General features: G+C 40.3%; 13 protein-coding genes and 1 pseudogene. 1 reads left to right on the top strand and 13 read right to left on the bottom strand.

The features are described from left to right. Positions 1 to 74: 74 nt before the first annotated feature. The 10 genes and pseudogenes from H9L23_RS00260 to H9L23_RS00215 form a co-directional block, all read right to left on the bottom strand. The gene (locus tag H9L23_RS00260; protein WP_025146845.1) at positions 75 to 1,205 is read right to left on the bottom strand and encodes a histidine kinase; all 1,131 of its coding nucleotides are present in this window, start codon (positions 1,203 to 1,205) and stop codon (positions 75 to 77) included. Between the two features lie 5 nt (positions 1,206 to 1,210). Next, positions 1,211 to 1,459 carry a hypothetical protein gene (locus tag H9L23_RS00255; protein WP_187593096.1) on the bottom strand — a complete coding sequence of 83 codons (249 nt, stop codon included), beginning with the start codon at positions 1,457 to 1,459 and terminating at the stop codon, positions 1,211 to 1,213. Positions 1,460 to 1,603: 144 nt separating this feature from the next. Continuing rightward, on the bottom strand, positions 1,604 to 2,674 hold the full coding sequence (locus H9L23_RS00250; RefSeq protein WP_187593095.1) for a porin: 1,071 nt from the start codon (positions 2,672 to 2,674) through the stop codon (positions 1,604 to 1,606). A gap of 445 nt (positions 2,675 to 3,119) precedes the next feature. Then, entirely contained in the window at positions 3,120 to 3,680 is a 561-nt protein-coding gene (locus H9L23_RS00245; protein WP_187593094.1) for a K(+)-transporting ATPase subunit C, read from the bottom strand. 135 nt (positions 3,681 to 3,815) lie between these two features. Further along, positions 3,816 to 5,843 carry a potassium-transporting ATPase subunit KdpB gene (gene kdpB, locus H9L23_RS00240; RefSeq protein ID WP_187593093.1) on the bottom strand — a complete coding sequence of 676 codons (2,028 nt, stop codon included), beginning with the start codon at positions 5,841 to 5,843 and terminating at the stop codon, positions 3,816 to 3,818. A gap of 8 nt (positions 5,844 to 5,851) precedes the next feature. After that, a pseudogene (kdpA, locus tag H9L23_RS00235) lies at positions 5,852 to 7,569 on the bottom strand (potassium-transporting ATPase subunit KdpA). 39 nt (positions 7,570 to 7,608) lie between these two features. Beyond that, the gene (locus tag H9L23_RS00230; protein WP_082035969.1) at positions 7,609 to 7,686 is read right to left on the bottom strand and encodes a potassium-transporting ATPase subunit F; all 78 of its coding nucleotides are present in this window, start codon (positions 7,684 to 7,686) and stop codon (positions 7,609 to 7,611) included. 669 nt (positions 7,687 to 8,355) lie between these two features. Continuing rightward, positions 8,356 to 9,468, bottom strand: a complete 1,113-nt coding sequence (locus H9L23_RS00225; protein ID WP_187593092.1) for a M20/M25/M40 family metallo-hydrolase — start codon at positions 9,466 to 9,468, stop codon at positions 8,356 to 8,358. A gap of 18 nt (positions 9,469 to 9,486) precedes the next feature. Beyond that, a complete protein-coding gene (locus tag H9L23_RS00220; RefSeq protein ID WP_187593091.1) occupies positions 9,487 to 9,810 on the bottom strand; it encodes a hypothetical protein in 324 nt (107 codons plus the stop codon). 29 nt (positions 9,811 to 9,839) lie between these two features. Further along, positions 9,840 to 10,091, bottom strand: a complete 252-nt coding sequence (locus tag H9L23_RS00215; RefSeq protein ID WP_187593090.1) for a hypothetical protein — start codon at positions 10,089 to 10,091, stop codon at positions 9,840 to 9,842. A gap of 349 nt (positions 10,092 to 10,440) precedes the next feature. On the opposite strand from H9L23_RS00215, the gene H9L23_RS00210 reads away from it, so the two are divergent. Beyond that, a complete protein-coding gene (locus tag H9L23_RS00210) occupies positions 10,441 to 11,070 on the top strand; it encodes a Crp/Fnr family transcriptional regulator (protein ID WP_187593089.1) in 630 nt (209 codons plus the stop codon). Positions 11,071 to 11,170: 100 nt separating this feature from the next. Here the strand turns inward: H9L23_RS00210 and H9L23_RS00205 are convergent, their stop codons facing one another. From H9L23_RS00205 to H9L23_RS00195, 3 genes are all read right to left on the bottom strand, one after another. Next, positions 11,171 to 12,139 (bottom strand): phosphatidylinositol-specific phospholipase C, encoded by a 969-nt coding sequence (locus tag H9L23_RS00205; protein ID WP_187593088.1) that lies wholly within the window; start codon positions 12,137 to 12,139, stop codon positions 11,171 to 11,173. A gap of 759 nt (positions 12,140 to 12,898) precedes the next feature. Beyond that, positions 12,899 to 15,301, bottom strand: coding sequence for a hypothetical protein (locus tag H9L23_RS00200; RefSeq protein ID WP_187593087.1), 2,403 nt, complete (start codon positions 15,299 to 15,301; stop codon positions 12,899 to 12,901). A gap of 44 nt (positions 15,302 to 15,345) precedes the next feature. Next, positions 15,346 to 17,043 carry a RagB/SusD family nutrient uptake outer membrane protein gene (locus H9L23_RS00195; RefSeq protein ID WP_187593086.1) on the bottom strand — a complete coding sequence of 566 codons (1,698 nt, stop codon included), beginning with the start codon at positions 17,041 to 17,043 and terminating at the stop codon, positions 15,346 to 15,348. Positions 17,044 to 17,057: the final 14 nt, after the last annotated feature.

Raw genomic sequence — 17,057 nt, 5'->3', positions numbered from 1 at the left:
ACTATCGCTTTAACCCATAGTAGTAAGATTGCTTCGTCGGCTGAAAAAGCCTTCTCGCAATGACGATTTCTCCTTTAAGAAAGTATCACCAAATCAATATCCTTCATTGCCAGGTTTTTCAACAGCCCATTAAAAACTGCGGTACGCAAAATCACCTGAAAAATATTAAGGTGGGGTTTGCCGATGCATATCGTGGTAACTTCTTTTTCAGTAGCGATATCGATAATGGTTTTGGTAATGGCGTTGCTTTTTATTTTGATCACTTCTGCGCCTAATTCGGTAGCTAGTTTAAAATGATTAATCAGGTGGCGCTGTTTATCCAGTTTAATCCGCTCCATGCTTTCGCTATCGCTTTGCACATACAATACCATCCATGGCGAACGGTAATAAGAAGCTAATCTAGCGGTTTTGCGGATCACCACACCCGCGGTTTCTGCATTCGACGAAATACAGGCCAAAAAGCGTTCGGGCCGGAGTTTAATCGATTTGGGAATTTCCGTTTGGATTTTCCGCTCTACCTGATGCACCACTTCTTTAAGGGCCAGCTCACGCAGCTGAAGGATTTTATCCGACTGAAAAAAATTACCCAGTGCCCTTTCGATCTTTGATTGATCGTAAATTTTTCCTTCTTTTAACCGGGTAACCAATTCATCGGCAGTAAGGTCGATGTTTACGATTTCATCGGCAAGCTCCAATATTTTATCAGGGATGCGTTCGGTAACTGCAATGCCGGTAATTTGTTCAATTTCTTCGTTAATGCTTTCTAAATGCTGAATGTTTACTGCTGAGATTACGCTAATGCCCGCCTCGAGCAAATCGAAAACATCCTGCCAGCGTTTGCCGTTCTTACTGCCTTCGGCATTGGTATGCGCAAGTTCGTCTACAATTACAATTTCGGGATGGCGGTTCAAAATCCCGTTAAGATCCATTTCTTCTATTTCTTTACCACGATAGAAGATTTTGCGCCTTGCAACCATGGGTAAACCCGCAACAAGTGCTTCAGTTTCTGCCCTTTTATGGGTTTCTACATAACCAATGCAAACATCTACCCCATTACGCAGCAAAGCATGCGATTCCTGGAGCATCCTGTAAGTTTTACCCACACCCGCACTCATACCAATGTAGATTTTCAGTTTTCCGCGCCTGGATTTCTTTACCAGATCCAAAAAGTGCCTTACCGATTCTTCTTTTTGTTCTTCTTCCATGATATTTACCAGTTAACGCTCATGATACCGTTTTCGATCAGTATAGTAATTGCAATAATCACAACCAGCGTAAATAATACCACTATAAATCTAAAGGAAATCTTATGATAAAGTAGTTTAAAGTATTTTTCTGTGGCATAACTTCTTTTTTTTGCACCAGTTTTATTCCTTTTTAAAGAATTCAATTTTCGCATCAATAATATTCCTAAGAACGCTAAAAACAGGCTGAATATGATTTCTATGTAGGGATGCATTGTTTTATTAAGAAATTGTTACAAAAGTTAATTTCATTTTAAAAATGCCCGTCATTCCCGCGCATGCGGGAATCTTAATGCATCATGCATTAAGATTCCCAATCAACCCGATAGCTATCGGGTTGGGAATGACGAGCCATTTACTTAAAACGATACTGCAATACTTGCCGTTAAACTTGCATTGGCATTAACCGCAGCGCCTTCCCTGGCAAATATTTTGTCTTTACTATCGTAGGCTTTTCCTTCCAACCTTACAACAGCATTAGCGATTGGCGAGTAATCAAGATTTAAAGAGTAACCTTTGGTTTTAAAGCCTTGCGGTGAGCCTGTGGCAATAAAAATTCCGTTTTTATCTTCATAATATTCGAACCTACCCGCAACTGCCCATTTTGGTGCAAATTTGTATTGTGCAATGGCTACCGGAGAAATGACTTCGCTTTTATCGCTACTGCCTTTTTGTTTCTGTTGTGTGCCGTAATCAAAACCAAGGGTCACACCAAATTTATCGGTAAGCTGAAAAATTCCATAAACATTGTGGTAAAACCTGTTTACGCGTACAGAATCGGCACCTTCTGTTCCGAGATAATTGCTGTAGTTTACGGTAATTTTATCTGTTGGTTTCCAGGTTAGCTGAAGTCCACCGGCAGGTTTGTCATTTCCATTCTGGCGGGTAATGCGCTGCCATCCGTTTAGGTACAATGCGGTAGCCGTAAATTTTCCATCTTTAGTACCATAAGTAATTTTCGCACCCGATTCGTAATAAGGTGTATTTTCTGAAGAAATATTTCTGGTAAGTACCCAACAATCTTTCGAAACCGCACTTTCGAAACCGATGTGCGAAGAAAAGATTCCTGCATCAATCCAAAGATTTTCTGTTTTGGATAATTTGACACCAGCATTGGCCTCGAAGATATTTTTCAAAACCCCTGGCTCCGCAGCAAGATTGGCATTGGCATAAGTTCCGGCCATTACTGCTAAATTAGCCCTGATCATTCCGCTATCATAAGCTGCCTTAATAAAACCAAGGTTCAGGTTCACTTCGTTAGCGCGATTGTGGGAATAAATAAAGCCAGGGCGGTTATGGTCAGCAGGTTTGTTAAAATCGTATCCGTAATAAGCTTCAAGGTAACCGCTTACTTTAATTTTTGGTTCTTCCTGTGCTTTAACGAAGAATCCTGTTGTAAGTGTAGCGGCAAATAATAGTAATTTTTTCATTTTATCTGATTGTTTTGTATTGGGCAAAGCTTAAGGCCCTGGCTCGTTTTATACCAGGCCTTAGTGCATTACCGTTGTTATTGTTTTGGGGAATTGTTCATTTAAATTGTTCGTATTGATAGATTGCTCAGTTGTTAGTTAAGACCGCGCATTGCTGTTATTTAAGCTCTCGGCTTAGGCAAGCATGATTTAACCACAGATAAAAGGGATGCACACAGATATAAAATCCGTGTTTATCTGTGTACATCTGTGGTTAAAAATCCTTAACTTAATGACATTGCATTCCAGCGAAGGCGGGAATCTTAATTCACATACATTAGCATTAAGGTTCCTGATCAACCCGATAGCCATCGGGTTGGGAATGACGATCCCTCGCAACTTATCATCGTCGCTATCTGTCTTTTAGTTTTGGCAAACGCATTTTGACAGATTGCCAAGCCACTAATTAAAGTGCATCAAGGGCAAGGTTTAATTTTAACACATTTACTGATGAAGGGCCAAATACACCCATAAATGGTTTAAGCGTATTCATCGCAACCAGTTCTTTTACCTTTTTCACATCGATTTTACGGGCTGCAGCAACCCTCTCGATCTGAATAGCGGCACCTTGCTCAGAAATATTTGGGTCCAGCCCGCTTCCTGACGCAGTAACCATATCGGCAGGGATATCAGATTTTTTGATACCAGGGTTGTATTTCAATAAAGTGTCGATACGGGTCTGTACTTCTTTTAAATAATCTGGGTTTGATGGTCCTTTGTTAGAACCTGCAGAACCTGCTGCATTGTAGGCCACAGCTGATGGTCTTCCCCAGAAATATTGTGGTTTAGTAAACGACTGACCTAATAATGCATAACCTACTGTTTTACCATTTTTGGTGATTTTTTCTCCTCCACCGTTTCCTTTAGACATTTTACCGATAAAGGCAACAGTAACAGGATATATTACGCATAACAGTACCAATAATACCAGTGTTAAGCGGATGGATTGAATGATGTACTTTTTCATCTTTTTATTTTTTTAAATTTTTCATTGCTGTCATGCTGAGGAACGAAGCATCTCTAACTTATTAGGCAGTGCCAGATTTTAGATACTTCCCTATTGCTTACAGATTCTTCGCTGCGCTCAGAATGACATTTTTCTTTATACAAATAACCCGACCAATAAATCGATTATTTTAATCCCTATAAATGGAGCTACCACACCGCCGATACCATATATAAATAGGTTTCTACGTAATAAGGCAGTTGCACCAATAGGTTTGTAGGCTACACCTTTTAAAGCCAATGGGATCAGGATCGGGATAATGATCGCGTTAAAGATCACCGCCGACATAATTGCTGATTCTGGTGAGTGCAGGCCCATAATGTTCAGGCTTTGCAGCGCAGGAATTGATGCGATAAATAATGCCGGAACAATTGCAAAATATTTGGCCACATCATTCGCGATGGAAAAAGTGGTTAATGTACCGCGGGTAATCAATAATTGTTTACCGATTTCTACGATCTCGATCAGTTTGGTCGGGTCGTTATCCAAATCGACCATGTTACCTGCTTCTTTTGCTGCCTGTGTTCCACTATTCATGGCTACACCAACATCCGCCTGTGCTAAGGCAGGGGCATCATTAGTCCCGTCGCCCATCATGGCTACCAGCTTACCAAGTGCTTGCTCATCTTTGATATAGTTCATTTTATCCTCAGGTTTAGCCTCTGCAATAAAATCATCAACACCTGCTTTTTCTGCGATATATTTAGCTGTTAGAGGGTTATCACCGGTAACCATTACTGTTTTCACACCCATTTTGCGGAGACGTTCGAAACGTTCGCTAATACCTGGTTTAATGATATCCTGCAATTCGATCACGCCAAGGGCTTTTTCGTTTTCGGATACTACTAAAGGGGTACCACCATTGGTAGCGATGGTTTTTACATGGTTTTCAATATCTGATGGAAAATTATTTCCGGCTTTTTGTACAATATTCCTGATCGAATCGAAGGCTCCTTTTCTGATTCTTCTTCCATCGGCAGTATCCAATCCACTTGAACGGGTTTCGGCAGTAAACTTGATGAATGTTGATCCCTCTGGGGTTCCGGCAGATTTGAAACCTTGTTCGGCAGCCAGTTCGATGATTGATTTTCCTTCAGGGGTTTCATCAGCCAATGAGCTTAACACACAGGCATCGGTAAAAGCTTTAATATTTACACCGGCTGTTGGATAAAAATTGGTGGCTTTACGGTTACCAATGGTGATGGTTCCGGTTTTATCTAAAAGCAACACATCAATATCACCGGCAGTTTCTACCGCTTTACCCGATTTGGTAATTACGTTGGCTCTTAATGCCCTGTCCATTCCGGCAATACCGATGGCTGATAAAAGTCCGCCGATGGTGGTTGGGATTAAACATACAAACAGGGAGATCAACGCAGCAATGGTGATCGGTGTATTGGCGTAATCAGCGAAAGGTTTCAAGGTTACGCATACAATAATGAATACCAGGGTAAAACTGGCCAAAAGGATGGTTAAAGCAATCTCGTTTGGTGTTTTTTGACGTGATGCACCTTCAACCAGCGCAATCATTTTATCTAAAAAGCTTTCGCCCGGAGCAGTGCTCACCTGAACTTTAATCTCATCAGATAAAACTTTTGTACCGCCTGTTACCGAAGATTTATCACCACCCGATTCACGGATTACCGGAGCAGATTCTCCTGTTATCGCTGATTCGTCAATAGTAGCAATCCCTTCGATAATTTCTCCATCGGTTGGGATGGTATCGCCTGTTTCACAAACGAACACATCGCCTTTTTTTAATTGGTTGGATGAGCGGATTTCGATGGTTCCGTTTGCTAAAAGTACTTTAGCTGGTGTTTCTTCCCTTGTTTTACGTAAACTATCGGCCTGTGCTTTACCTCTCGCCTCTGCAATGGCTTCGGCAAAATTTGCAAACAATACCGTAAGCAACAGTACCAAAAAGATAAAGAAATTATATAATGGTGATCCCTGTCCGCTATGGCTGAAAGAATATACCGTTACGTAAGCCATTACCAGTGTTCCAATCTCAACGGTAAACATTACCGGGTTGCGGACCATCGCCCTTGGATCTAGCTTAATGAAAGATTGTTTTAGTGCGGTCTGCACCAAGGCAGGTTCGAACAATTTATTATTGGGTTTCATTTGTATGTTTATTTAAGCATGGTAAAGTATTCTGCCAATGGACCTAATGCCAATGCAGGGAAATAAGATAATGCGTTCAATACCAGTATTACCGCAAAAGTCATCAGGGCAAAGGTTTTGGTATCTGTTTTAAGTGTACCGGCCGATTCAGGAATGAATTTTTTGGCACCTAATAAACCCGCAATGGCAACCGGACCAATAATCGGTAAGAAACGGCCAAGGAAAATCAAAATACCGGTTGATAAATTCCAGAAGATGTTGTTATCACCCAGTCCTTCAAATCCCGAACCATTATTGGCATTGGATGAAGTCATTTCATAAAGCATCTCAGAGAATCCATGGAAACTTGGGTTATTGAGCCAGTTTTTAGGCTGAACGGCCCAGGCAGCATCGCCATGACTGGTAAAAATATAACTTGCAACAGCTGTGCCGGCAAGGATCAGAAACGGACTTAGCAAAGTGATGATTGCGGCAATTTTAATTTCCCTTGCTTCTACTTTATGTCCAAGAAACTCGGGGTTCTGCCCACCATCAATCCCGAAATAAATACAGCAACAATCAGGTAAATGAAATAGTTCAATAAACCTACACCACAACCGCCATAAAATGAGTTGATCATCATGCCCAGTAACTGCCAGGTACCCGACATTGGCATGGTACTATCGTGCATACTGTTTACAGAACCTGTAGAAATAATTGTAGTTACTGTTGCCCAATAAGCAGAGGCAGCCGGCCCGAAGCGGACTTCTTTTCCTTCCATTGCTCCTGTAGTCTGAGAAATACCCATTTTCGCCAAGGCCGGATTTCCTCCCAGTTCTGAGCTAAGCATCGGGATGAGAAGCATAAACAGACCGATGGTCATTACTCCAAAAATAGTCCAGGCCAATTTTTTCCTGCGGATAAAATAACCGAAAGCAATTACCATGGCAATCGGAATAATTACCTGTGCAATCAGCTCAACCATATCGGTAAAGTAGCTTGGATTTTCAAATGGATGTGCCGAATTGGCGCCAAAATAACCTCCACCGTTTGTACCTAAATGTTTAATGGCAATCATTTGCGCTGCCGGACCTCTTGATACATTTACGGTATCGCCCTGTAGAGAAATGAATTTGTCTTTACCATCGTAACTTGCAGGCGTACCGTTAAAAGTTAATATTAAAGCCACTATAACTGATAAAGGCAATAATAAACGGGTGATCGCTTTAACAAAGAATTCCCAGAAATTACCCAGTTGAGTGGTTGTTTTATCTCTAAAAGCTTTGAAAAATACCACCGCTGCCGCAATACCTGTGGCCGCACTAACAAACTGTAGAAACATCAGTACATATTGCTGAGTGAGGTAGCTTACGCCGCTCTCGCCCGAATAATGCTGAAGGTTACAGTTGGCAACAAAGCTGATGATGGTGTTAAAGGCCAGGTCAGGTGTCATCCCCGGATTTCCGTCCGGATTGAATGGAAGTTTATCCTGAAAAATAAGAACAAAAAAACCGTAGAACAACCATAATATATTAATGGTAAGCAGTGCTTTCATCTGCTGCTTCCAGTTCATTTGTTCTTTTACATTAATTCCGGAAAGCTTATATATGCCAGTTTCCAATGGCTTTAAAAAATCTGTCCAGACTTTTTCTCCTGCAAAAACCTTAGCCAGGTATTTACCCAATGGTATTGCGATAACCAGGGTAAGCAGGAAGGTGGCGATAATGCCTGTTAATTCAGTGTTCATTTTTTGATTTGTTAATTGCTCTCCATTAAGGAGAAAAGATTAAAATTTTTCGGGTTTGATCAGCACGTAAATCATATAGATAAATACGGCGATGGCGATAATGAATAATGCGATCATAATGTTAGATTTTTTCGAACCAGTCGATTGATTTGTAAGTAGCCCAGCAGAGCAGGACGAGAATTAAAAAAAGTAGTATTGTCATGATTCTAATGATTTTGAATGCCATTAGCCAACTCTTATACCATAAAAAATAAAAATCAATTAATTAATTGATTTACAAATACTTACAAACAAAAATGCTTTTATAATTAAATTCAGGCATAAAAAAACCCTTCCATTTTGGAAAGGTTTTTTTCATAGTGGGAATTTCCGGTAGTTTATGTTTATTCTTCGTGATGTCCTTATGAACTTGTTTCAGCATCTTATCGCACAGGTTCTTTAGACAAGCTACCATTGACGTTATTTTGTAATTCCTTATTAATGAACAATTTGAGCAACTAGGCATTTCCGTCCAGCTAGGTGATATTATCTTATCTGGTCTTAGCGTCTCGCTAAAACCCACCAATTAATTCCGTGTTTCTAATTTTTTGTCATTCTGAACGCAGTGAATCTTGTTTTGCATGAACAATGGCTTAAATGAACCTACCGCTTTGAACGTAGCGTGATTTGGGCTCTTTTTTTCATCGGTTAGGGATTATTCATGCTGTGTTTAAGATTTAAAAGGCATTGAAGCTTGCTACGCAGGTCTTCACTGCGTTCAGAATGACAGATGGTGTTGAATGAAACTTACTTACCTTGCTCCAACTCCAACGATTCTAATAAACTGATGTAAATATCAATCCCTTCTTCAATCTCCTCAATACCGATAAACTCATCAGCAGTATGTGATCGTGCAGAATTGCCTGGTCCCATTTTAACCGATGGCATATCCAGCCAGCCCTGATCTGAACTTGTTGGCGAAAAGTAGGTTTGTCTGCCCAAACTAAGTCCGGCAACTACCAAAGGGTGAAGAATATCGATATAAGATGGTTTTAAAACATTGGGGCGAATTGTAAAATCACTTGAAGTGTGGTTAATGATGGTGTTTACGATTTCCCTTTCAGTATAATTATGGTCGAAACGGATATCGACCGTAAAACTGCATTCTCCTGGTACAATATTGTGCTGAATTCCTCCCTTAATTTCGGTTACCGTCATTTTTACGGGCTGTGGCTGATCATCCATAATCGGGAATAAATAAGATTTAAACCATTCAATATCTTTTAAGGCATGATAAATGGCATTATCTCCCTCTTCCCTCGCCGCATGGCCGGACCGGCCTTTGGCAATGCAGTCAATCACCATCGATCCTTTTTCGGCAATGGCCATTTGCATACAGGTAGGTTCTCCAACAATGGCAAAGGCAATTTCTTTAATATCACCCAATATATCGCGTATTCCCAGTTCGCCTGAGGTTTCTTCTTCGGCTGTAGCAGCTAAACAAAGGTTGAAACAGAGATCTTTCCGCTCAAAGAAGTATAAAAAAGTGGCTATTAATGATACCAGGGGCCCTCCTGCATCGTTACTGCCCAAGCCATATAATTTTTCGTTTTCAATTGTTGGCCTAAAAGGATCGCGGGTATATTGTCCGTTGGGTCTCACCGTATCGTGATGGGAGTTTAAGAGGATGGTTGGTTTTGATGCATCCATATATTTATTATAACACCATACATTGTTGTGTTTCCTAAAGGTATTGATGCCGTGCTGGTTTAAGAAAGATTCGATATCATCGGCAGTGAATGTTTCCTCGCCGCTGAATGAAGGAATAGAGATTAATGAAGAAAGGAGTTCTAGCGATTCCTGATAAAGATGGTTAAGATCAGGACCTTCGGTAAGGTGTATTTTACTAATGGTATTCATGATGATGTGGTTAGGTGATTAAGAATGGGCAACTTCCTGGTAAATTTCTGTTTTTTGGTAAACTACAGGTTGCGCTTCTATAAAATATTCAGGATCGAAAAGCATGGCGGTACACAAACAGTTGCATTTTTTTTTGCGCTCCAGGATATCATAATTCACGCAGCTTTTACATCCTTCCCAAAAATGTTCATCGTGTGTGATCTCCGCAAAACTAACCGGAAGAAAACCAAGTTTGGCATTCATCCGCATAATGGCCGGACCAGAGGTAATGCTAAAGATTTTTGAATTGGGGTATAACCTTCTCGACATTTTGAAAATCCTGTCTTTTATTGATCTGGCCACGCCCGAGTTCCTGAATTTTGGGGCTACAATTAATCCTGAGTTGGAAACGAAGCGCCCCCCTCCCAGGTTTCGAGGTAAGAGAACCCTACCCACTCACCGGTATTGGTTAAGGCGATAACTGCCTTACCCGCTGTCATTTTTTCAATTACTGATGCTGCCGTTCTTTTGGCAATCCCTGAGCCACGTGCAATGGCCGATTGTTCTGTTTCTGTTATAATTTCTTCTGCGTAAGGTGCATCGTTATGATTGGCGATACGTACAAAAATGATCTGGTTATCCATGATGATTAAAATTTCATGCCGCGCCTATTACAAATCCAATACCGTAAATCGTCTTATGACCACAATCGTGGTTTAAACAAAGTATTAGCCTTTATTTTTATTCAAAACTTATGTCTCGCCATCCATACCCTACCAAAATGAAAGGCTAAATTCCATTTTGGTAAAGCATAAGGTAGTTTTGTTAACAATAAAGAGAAAACCTTCTAATATAATTTAACGTATGTGCGTTTACACCTAACAGGAATATCCTGATTGCACTAATACGATTAACACAGATATGTTAATTATTTAATTTTTTTTGTACATTATATATCTCGTAGATCCCTTTTTTTGAACTAAACTTTATGGTATGATGCCAAATATCAACAGCAGCTCCTTTGTTAAGCCACTTATCGAATATATGGAGCAATATCACCCCATTTCGCCGCTTCTTGCTACACATTATGCTACGCAGTGTACACGGTTAACCGTCAAAAAAAATAAACACATTGTTTCCCCGGTTGATAGTAATGCCGCCTTATATTTCGTAGTTAGCGGTATTGTTCGGGGTTTTATAAAAGATAGTAATAAAGATATCACCACCTGGTTCTGCTTTGGAAACAATATCGTTGGCGCTATCCGTCATCCCGACCTCCAACCCTACCATTCTGTAGAATATTTGCAGGCACTCGAAGATTGCGAACTCATCCGCATCCCCTACACGATGATTGAGTACGCTTATTCTAATTTTGAAGAAGCCAATGTTGTTGGCCGAAAACTTTTAGCCCTGCACTATTACGCTGCATCTGAAAGATCGATCCTGGCCCGGATACCCAATGCCCTGCGCAGGTACCGGAAACTGGAAGAAAGCAAAAAAATTGATATGAACAGGATACCATTACGTTATCTGGCCAGCTATTTGGGGATGAGGTTTGAAACTTTAAGCAGGATCAGAAGTAAAGAACTGAATAAAGCTGCCCAGGAGCCAGTTGGGGCGTAGATAACTTAAACCAATTAACAAACCCTAATTTGCCTAAAAAACGGCACATCCTTTTGGATGTACCGCCATTACCTGAACCAATAAACCAAGTGGTTTAGGTTTAGAAATTTGTATTTACAATTAATTGGCTCCGGCCTGAATCAACAAAATCCAACGGGATAATACCGAATTTACCATGTGTGTTATTGGTAAAAAAAGTAGTGATTTTTGGATTGACAGAATTTGAAACCGTAGTGATGCTCGGAATACTGAATATACCTGCTTTATATCCGCTTGCGTAATTAAGGTAAAGTTTATTCGAAGTATCATTTTTTGCTTCGTTTAATAAGGTTTCTATTCTTGTCCATTTTGTATTTACATCATTAACGTTGTAAAAATCCTGAACCCTTAAATTGGCAGCAGCATTATTGATATCGAAGGTGGTATTATCAGCCCATGCAGTCGCATCAATCCCTTTTGGCGAAGATGCTCCGAACCTTCTCAACAGTCTTATTTTTCCGCGGATACTACCCAGGGTTGGAACGTTATTTCCCAAATCCCATTTACCTGGATTTTGCTGTACATAAGAGTCGAATGTTTGCTCAAACGAACGGGTATTGTTTGATGGTGTATGTTCTTCTTTAACGCTCATAATAATAGCTTCAGATGGGTGACTGTTCAAAAAATTGATACAGGCATTCAGTACGTCATTAAAATTAAGGTTTTGATAAATAGCTCCATGATGGATGGCAAAAGCATTGTCTATGTGCCTGCAGCGGATATCCAGGTAACGTACACCTGCATTTAACTGATCGGCGATACTCAGGTTCTGACATTTAGCCGTACCTGAAACAGGTTCGATTGTAGCGCCTGAATCGTGAGTACCCGGGATAGAAATTGTAGCAATGCTGTTTTGATCGGCAAGTACGCTCATCCAGTTATTAAGCGAAAAACTTGATAAAGCCGCATTTGGATTTACATTTTCTTTAAGTTTTGGTCCGGAAAATTTTTCAGTCTCTTGTTGTTCTTTTTTACAGGCGCTAAAGGTAAGCACCAGGGCCACGAAAAGTGGCAGTTGTAGTTTCTTCATAGTTTTTTTAAGGAAGATTGATGATTTATTTGGTTCAGTGTCTTAAAGTTAGTAAAAGGTTTTACTAAATCGATATACTTAACAATTTTATAATGATTGTTTAATTTGATAGGTAAATTAAGCAGCAGAGTGAGTGTATTAACATTGAAACCAACTCTTTCTTATGGCTAGCCACCTGAACAGCTAAGGACTTTTTGTTATGATTTGGAAAATTCAGGCGTCTAAGGTGGTTAATGAAAATTAATAAGAATCGACGAACAAACCATTTTCAATACCTAAGACACCTGAGTACATTTAAGAAAATATTGGTAGTTTGGAACAACCCGAATAACTTATAGTAATTTAATAGTGCATTTATATACACCTTAAACTTATATGTTTCTTCAATGCCTTATATGGTCAGAATGAACAAAAAAAGCCACAGTGTGATACACCATGGCTTGATATTAATCAACTAACATTATAAATACTAACCAAATATTTACGATTCATAATATGGGCAACCTTATTAATTTCCGATTAAATCGAGGCTAAATGGAAAAAAGTTAAAATCAAATGCAAGGGCATAAAGCCCCTGCATTGATCGCGTTTGTTGTCCCTAGACTTCGCTATCAGATATCCCTAATACCTTATTGCACTACAATAATAGTTGATAACGCAGAAAAATAATCATTACCACTTATCCAAAGCCTATCCAAAACTTTGAACGGGTAAAAAACTCATAATCAAGATTATAAACCATTAAGCTTTATGCCCTTTTTAGTAATAGGTAAAGGTTACTGTTGACTGGCAATCTTTATTTGCAATAGCCCTCACCCAGTGGGCACTAAAACCATCGGGGAATGTATAATTTATAGTTTCTCCTGCTTTGATAGAAAATGTTTTGTAGGGATGAAAACCACACAGATCAAAGTCAACCTCCAGGGTGATATCTACATCTTTATCAGCCATTAGGCTCACCTTTTTCTGATCGTAACCCGTCATTAAGTAAGGTAAGGAAGGATTATTCGACTTTACTGCTGTATTTTTCCATACAGCACCTTCGCCAACAGGTTTACCCATTTTCCACAGGTCATCAATACCGCCATACCACAACCCATTGGTCTGGTTACCGAAATAATGTCCATCTGGTTTTGCATCCTGTTTAGTACCGCTCATCACCAATAATCCACGCCAGGTACAAAAATCCACTATTTTTTTATTGTGGGTGGTAACAGGACGGATCGCACTAAATCCAGATTCGCGGCCAACTTCGTAAAAAGTACCCTTAATGTTCATCATAAAACGTTCCGATTCTACCTCTCTTTTATCGCGGTATGGAAAAAGTTCGTATTGGGATGATCCTTTTGGTAAACGGAAAGTACCGGTTTTATCTTTTATAATAACAGAAGCATCATCAACGGTATAGTTTTTAGTTAATGTTAAAAGTTTTTCCATTTGTGCTGTGCTATCAGGCGTATTACTTAAAAAGGATAGTTTTTCATCAACTTCCTGGTATTGTTTTTTACCGCTGGAAATATTTAATACCTGAAGATTTTTATTGTATCCGGAAGGACGGATCAAGTTGTCGTTCACTTTCATTTTCTCATCAATCCCGGCCAGTGTATTAAACATTGAATCCTGACTGTCATGCATTTTTCCGGTAAAATGAAAAAATGCGGAAGCTGTACAGTTCTTATCTGTTGTGATCCTTACCCAGGTTCCCTTAAAATCAGCCGGAAACACAAAATACTGATAAGTATTGGCCGCAACAGTTATTGTTTTATAATTTTCCCATTTATTATTCCCGGTTTTATCTATCTGAATGGTAAACCGAACCGGCTCTGCCGATTTCTGATCAAAATGCAAAACCTTTTTTTCAAAACCATTGACTAAAAATGCATCAGAAGGGACATTGGCTTTGACTTCATCGTTATCCCAAACACCACCCCACCCTGTCGCACCGCCCCAGGTCTTTAAATCGTTCCATTGCCCGAACCATAGGTTTGATTGTGCCCTACCGGCCATAGGATTTTCTAAAACGGTGGTTTCATCGGTTGAGATTACAATCTGGTTATTCCAGCTGCAAAAATCGGGGATATAGCGTAAATGGCTATTTACCGGAGTAATACCACTGCTATTATTCCTTGAAAAAGTTTTTGGAAAATCGTACATCATTCCATGCATATCCATTAACATTTTACCGTTGCCAACCTCACGGATACGTGGCCATTCGGTATACCAACCCCCACGATGATCATAAGTATGGGCCGCTTTGGGTAAACGGTAGGTATACCATTTGCCACCATCCAACAGTTTCAATATCACCGAACGTTTATCCCAGCCGATACTCCAAAGCGGGCTTTTATCATTTGGCGAACCATAAATACCACCTGGTCCGGTTACATCGGTAAACTGGCGGCGTTCAATAATTTTCCAGGTTTTCCCATCCCAGCTGGCCAAAACACCCTTTTCTTCTTCATTTTTGGGTAAATCACCTGCTTCGAGCATGTCTTTTGTAAGTTTAAAAACAGCTTCTTCTCCATTATTAGCTACTACCAGCTGTTTTTGTGCAGTATAAGCACCTTTACCATGCCAACCAGGCACAGGTTTATTAAATAGTTTTTTTACGGCAAGCGTGTGCACATTAACTTCGTAAAGCATCCCCTCCATGTCGTAAAAATAGACCATGTTTGCCGGATCGGTAAGGTGGCGCGTAGTTGAGGTCATCCTACCAGGCATTACCGAAAAGGGGATCACCCTGATATTAGCTTTATTATCTATAAAATAGTTGCTGGTAATTAACTGATTGGATTCTTTATGGATCATCCGGTTTGCAGGTGTGCCCCCAATGCTTTCAGGATGTATGGTAACATTAAGGTTGTTATCAATACTATATAACTTATCAGAGCTCCCTTTAGGCATGTGCGGCGAATAAGTAACCATCCAAAGCTTGCCTGCCCAGGGTGTAATGGCACCAATACCGTTTTCGCCACCATCACCATAACTTTTTGCAACACCTTGTTTTAACCAGTTTTGTTTGTCCCAGCTTTCGTTAAATGTGGCTAAATGCGGATAAACACCGCTTACCTGCAGGGGTTTTGTTTGGGCAAAGGTTAATTGAGCGGTAAAAATGGCAGCGCTCATTAAGGCACCAAATTTTAATATAAGGTTTGTTTTCATGTGTATATTTTAAACAGCCGGAAGTATTCTTCCAACTGCTGCATCTAATAATTCGGGTTTTGTGTCAATTTTGGATTTAATCTTACTTCGACGGCAGGTATTGGCCACAAATACTGTTTGTTTTTATCAAAACTTCGGGTAAATAAAATTTTTACATCACCTCCAAAGCCTGAATAATCGGCAATCCCATCATCATCAATTGGTGTTACTCCAGGGAAAGGCCATTTGGCCCTGTTCTGATTAGCAGGATCTGGTAAGCCTATTACGGGCTTAGTAAGCGCTTTTTCGGCAAGCTTCCACCTGATGAGGTCCATATAACGTAAGCCTTCAAATGTGAATTCTATTCTTCTTTCCCTCCTTACTATTTTTTTAAGTTCGGTTAAATCAAACGTGGTAACTGCGGGATAGGATCCCGTTTGGGTTACCGGAACACCATAAGCCCTTGCCCTTACCTTGTTTAGGGCATCTAAAACAGTTGCGTCTGCCTGTCCTAATTCTACTTTAGCTTCGGCATAGGTGATCAAAACTTCTGCAAAACGGATAATAATGGCATCATTATCCTCATTGTGGGTATCCGACCAGCTCTGCTCTACGCCTTTGCGCCAAATAAAACCCGTAAATGTGGCAAAAGGTGCAACTGCGCGGGTATCATTATTGGTTACTTTCCGCCCCAACTTATTGCTCCAAACCTGTGTTGAATCTGGATGTGGATTAAAATTATACCCCAGCCAGTAAGTATTAAAAGGTACCACTGTGGCAGCCAAACGTGGATCGCGGTTATCAAATGGTTTTAATGGATTGTACAAGGGAGATTCGTCGATGGGTTTACCATCAGTACATTCGTAAGCATCAACCAGCTCACGGGTTGGCATGGTAGCCGCAAAGCCACCTGCATTACGGGTTAAAATATCGTCAGGTACACTCGATACTTTTTGGGTCTGATCGCGCGGAATGCTTAAAATAATTTCGGCACTCTGCTCCCCGGCGCGCTGGAACAATGCGGAATATGAATTATTTAAACTATAAGCCCCGGCGCCGGTTAATTCCATTACCGCTAAGGAAGCTGCTCTTGCCGTTTCCCAATCGCCCATGTACAAGGCTGTTCTCGCTTTTAAAGCCAGGGCAGCACCTTTGCTTAACCTTTTTACTGCTGCGCCATAACTTTGTGGCAGATTTTGAGCGGCGAAATCATATTCAGTTTTTAAAAAACTATAAATATCAGCCTTGGTAGTTTTGCTAACATTGCTTGCCTCTTCGATGGTCTGCGTTTTTAAAATCAGCGGCACATCTCCAAAATGGGTAATCAATTTGGTATATTGATAAGCCCTGATTAAACGCATTTCCGCTTCAAGCCTCATCAGAACGGCTATCGGTGTATTGGAAGCGGCCCGGTCTTTACTTTCTAAAAAGGTATTGGCGCGGGCAATTGCCTTATAACAGTTTTGATAAAAGGTTTGCACATTACCATCTGTTGAGGATAAACTTCCGGCAATTACCGGATTACCGCCGGAGCCCCCACGGTAAAAACAATTGTCCGAAAAGAATTCCTCCCAGGCACCTGTACTTTCCTTTACCGGCGTCCAAAAATCCAAACGGTATAAATCGTTTACAGCGAGCTCCAGTTCGTTCTGGTTTGAATAAAAACTATCAGAACCTGGACTTGATAATGGGTTTAAATCGAGCTTTTTACAAGAAAATCCGCAGAAAGCCATGATAGATATGATGATGAATAACTTTTTCATTTTATAATATTTTG

It is taken from the genome of Pedobacter roseus (genome assembly GCF_014395225.1).
Lineage (GTDB): Bacteria > Bacteroidota > Bacteroidia > Sphingobacteriales > Sphingobacteriaceae > Pedobacter > Pedobacter roseus.
Note: the sequence above shows the minus strand (reverse complement) of the source record. Positions and strands in the feature narration are given on the sequence as shown.

Bases quoted from the DNA above. Each gene is read 5' to 3' on its own strand.
- H9L23_RS00215 (WP_187593090.1), bottom strand. From the start codon at position 10,091: ATGGATAACCAGATCATTTTTGTACGTATCGCCAATCATAACGATGCA.
- H9L23_RS00255 (WP_187593096.1), bottom strand. From the start codon at position 1,459: ATGCATCCCTACATAGAAATCATATTCAGCCTGTTTTTAGCGTTCTTA.
- H9L23_RS00230 (WP_082035969.1), bottom strand. From the start codon at position 7,686: ATGATCGCATTATTCATTATCGCCATCGCCGTATTTATCTATATGATT.
- H9L23_RS00195 (WP_187593086.1), bottom strand. From the start codon at position 17,043: ATGAAAAAGTTATTCATCATCATATCTATCATGGCTTTCTGCGGATTT.
- H9L23_RS00250 (WP_187593095.1), bottom strand. From the start codon at position 2,674: ATGAAAAAATTACTATTATTTGCCGCTACACTTACAACAGGATTCTTC.
- H9L23_RS00260 (WP_025146845.1), bottom strand. From the start codon at position 1,205: ATGGAAGAAGAACAAAAAGAAGAATCGGTAAGGCACTTTTTGGATCTG.
- H9L23_RS00225 (WP_187593092.1), bottom strand. From the start codon at position 9,468: ATGAATACCATTAGTAAAATACACCTTACCGAAGGTCCTGATCTTAAC.
- H9L23_RS00200 (WP_187593087.1), bottom strand. From the start codon at position 15,301: ATGAAAACAAACCTTATATTAAAATTTGGTGCCTTAATGAGCGCTGCC.
- H9L23_RS00205 (WP_187593088.1), bottom strand. From the start codon at position 12,139: ATGAAGAAACTACAACTGCCACTTTTCGTGGCCCTGGTGCTTACCTTT.
- H9L23_RS00245 (WP_187593094.1), bottom strand. From the start codon at position 3,680: ATGAAAAAGTACATCATTCAATCCATCCGCTTAACACTGGTATTATTG.
- H9L23_RS00210 (WP_187593089.1), top strand. From the start codon at position 10,441: ATGATGCCAAATATCAACAGCAGCTCCTTTGTTAAGCCACTTATCGAA.
- kdpB (WP_187593093.1), bottom strand. From the start codon at position 5,843: ATGAAACCCAATAATAAATTGTTCGAACCTGCCTTGGTGCAGACCGCA.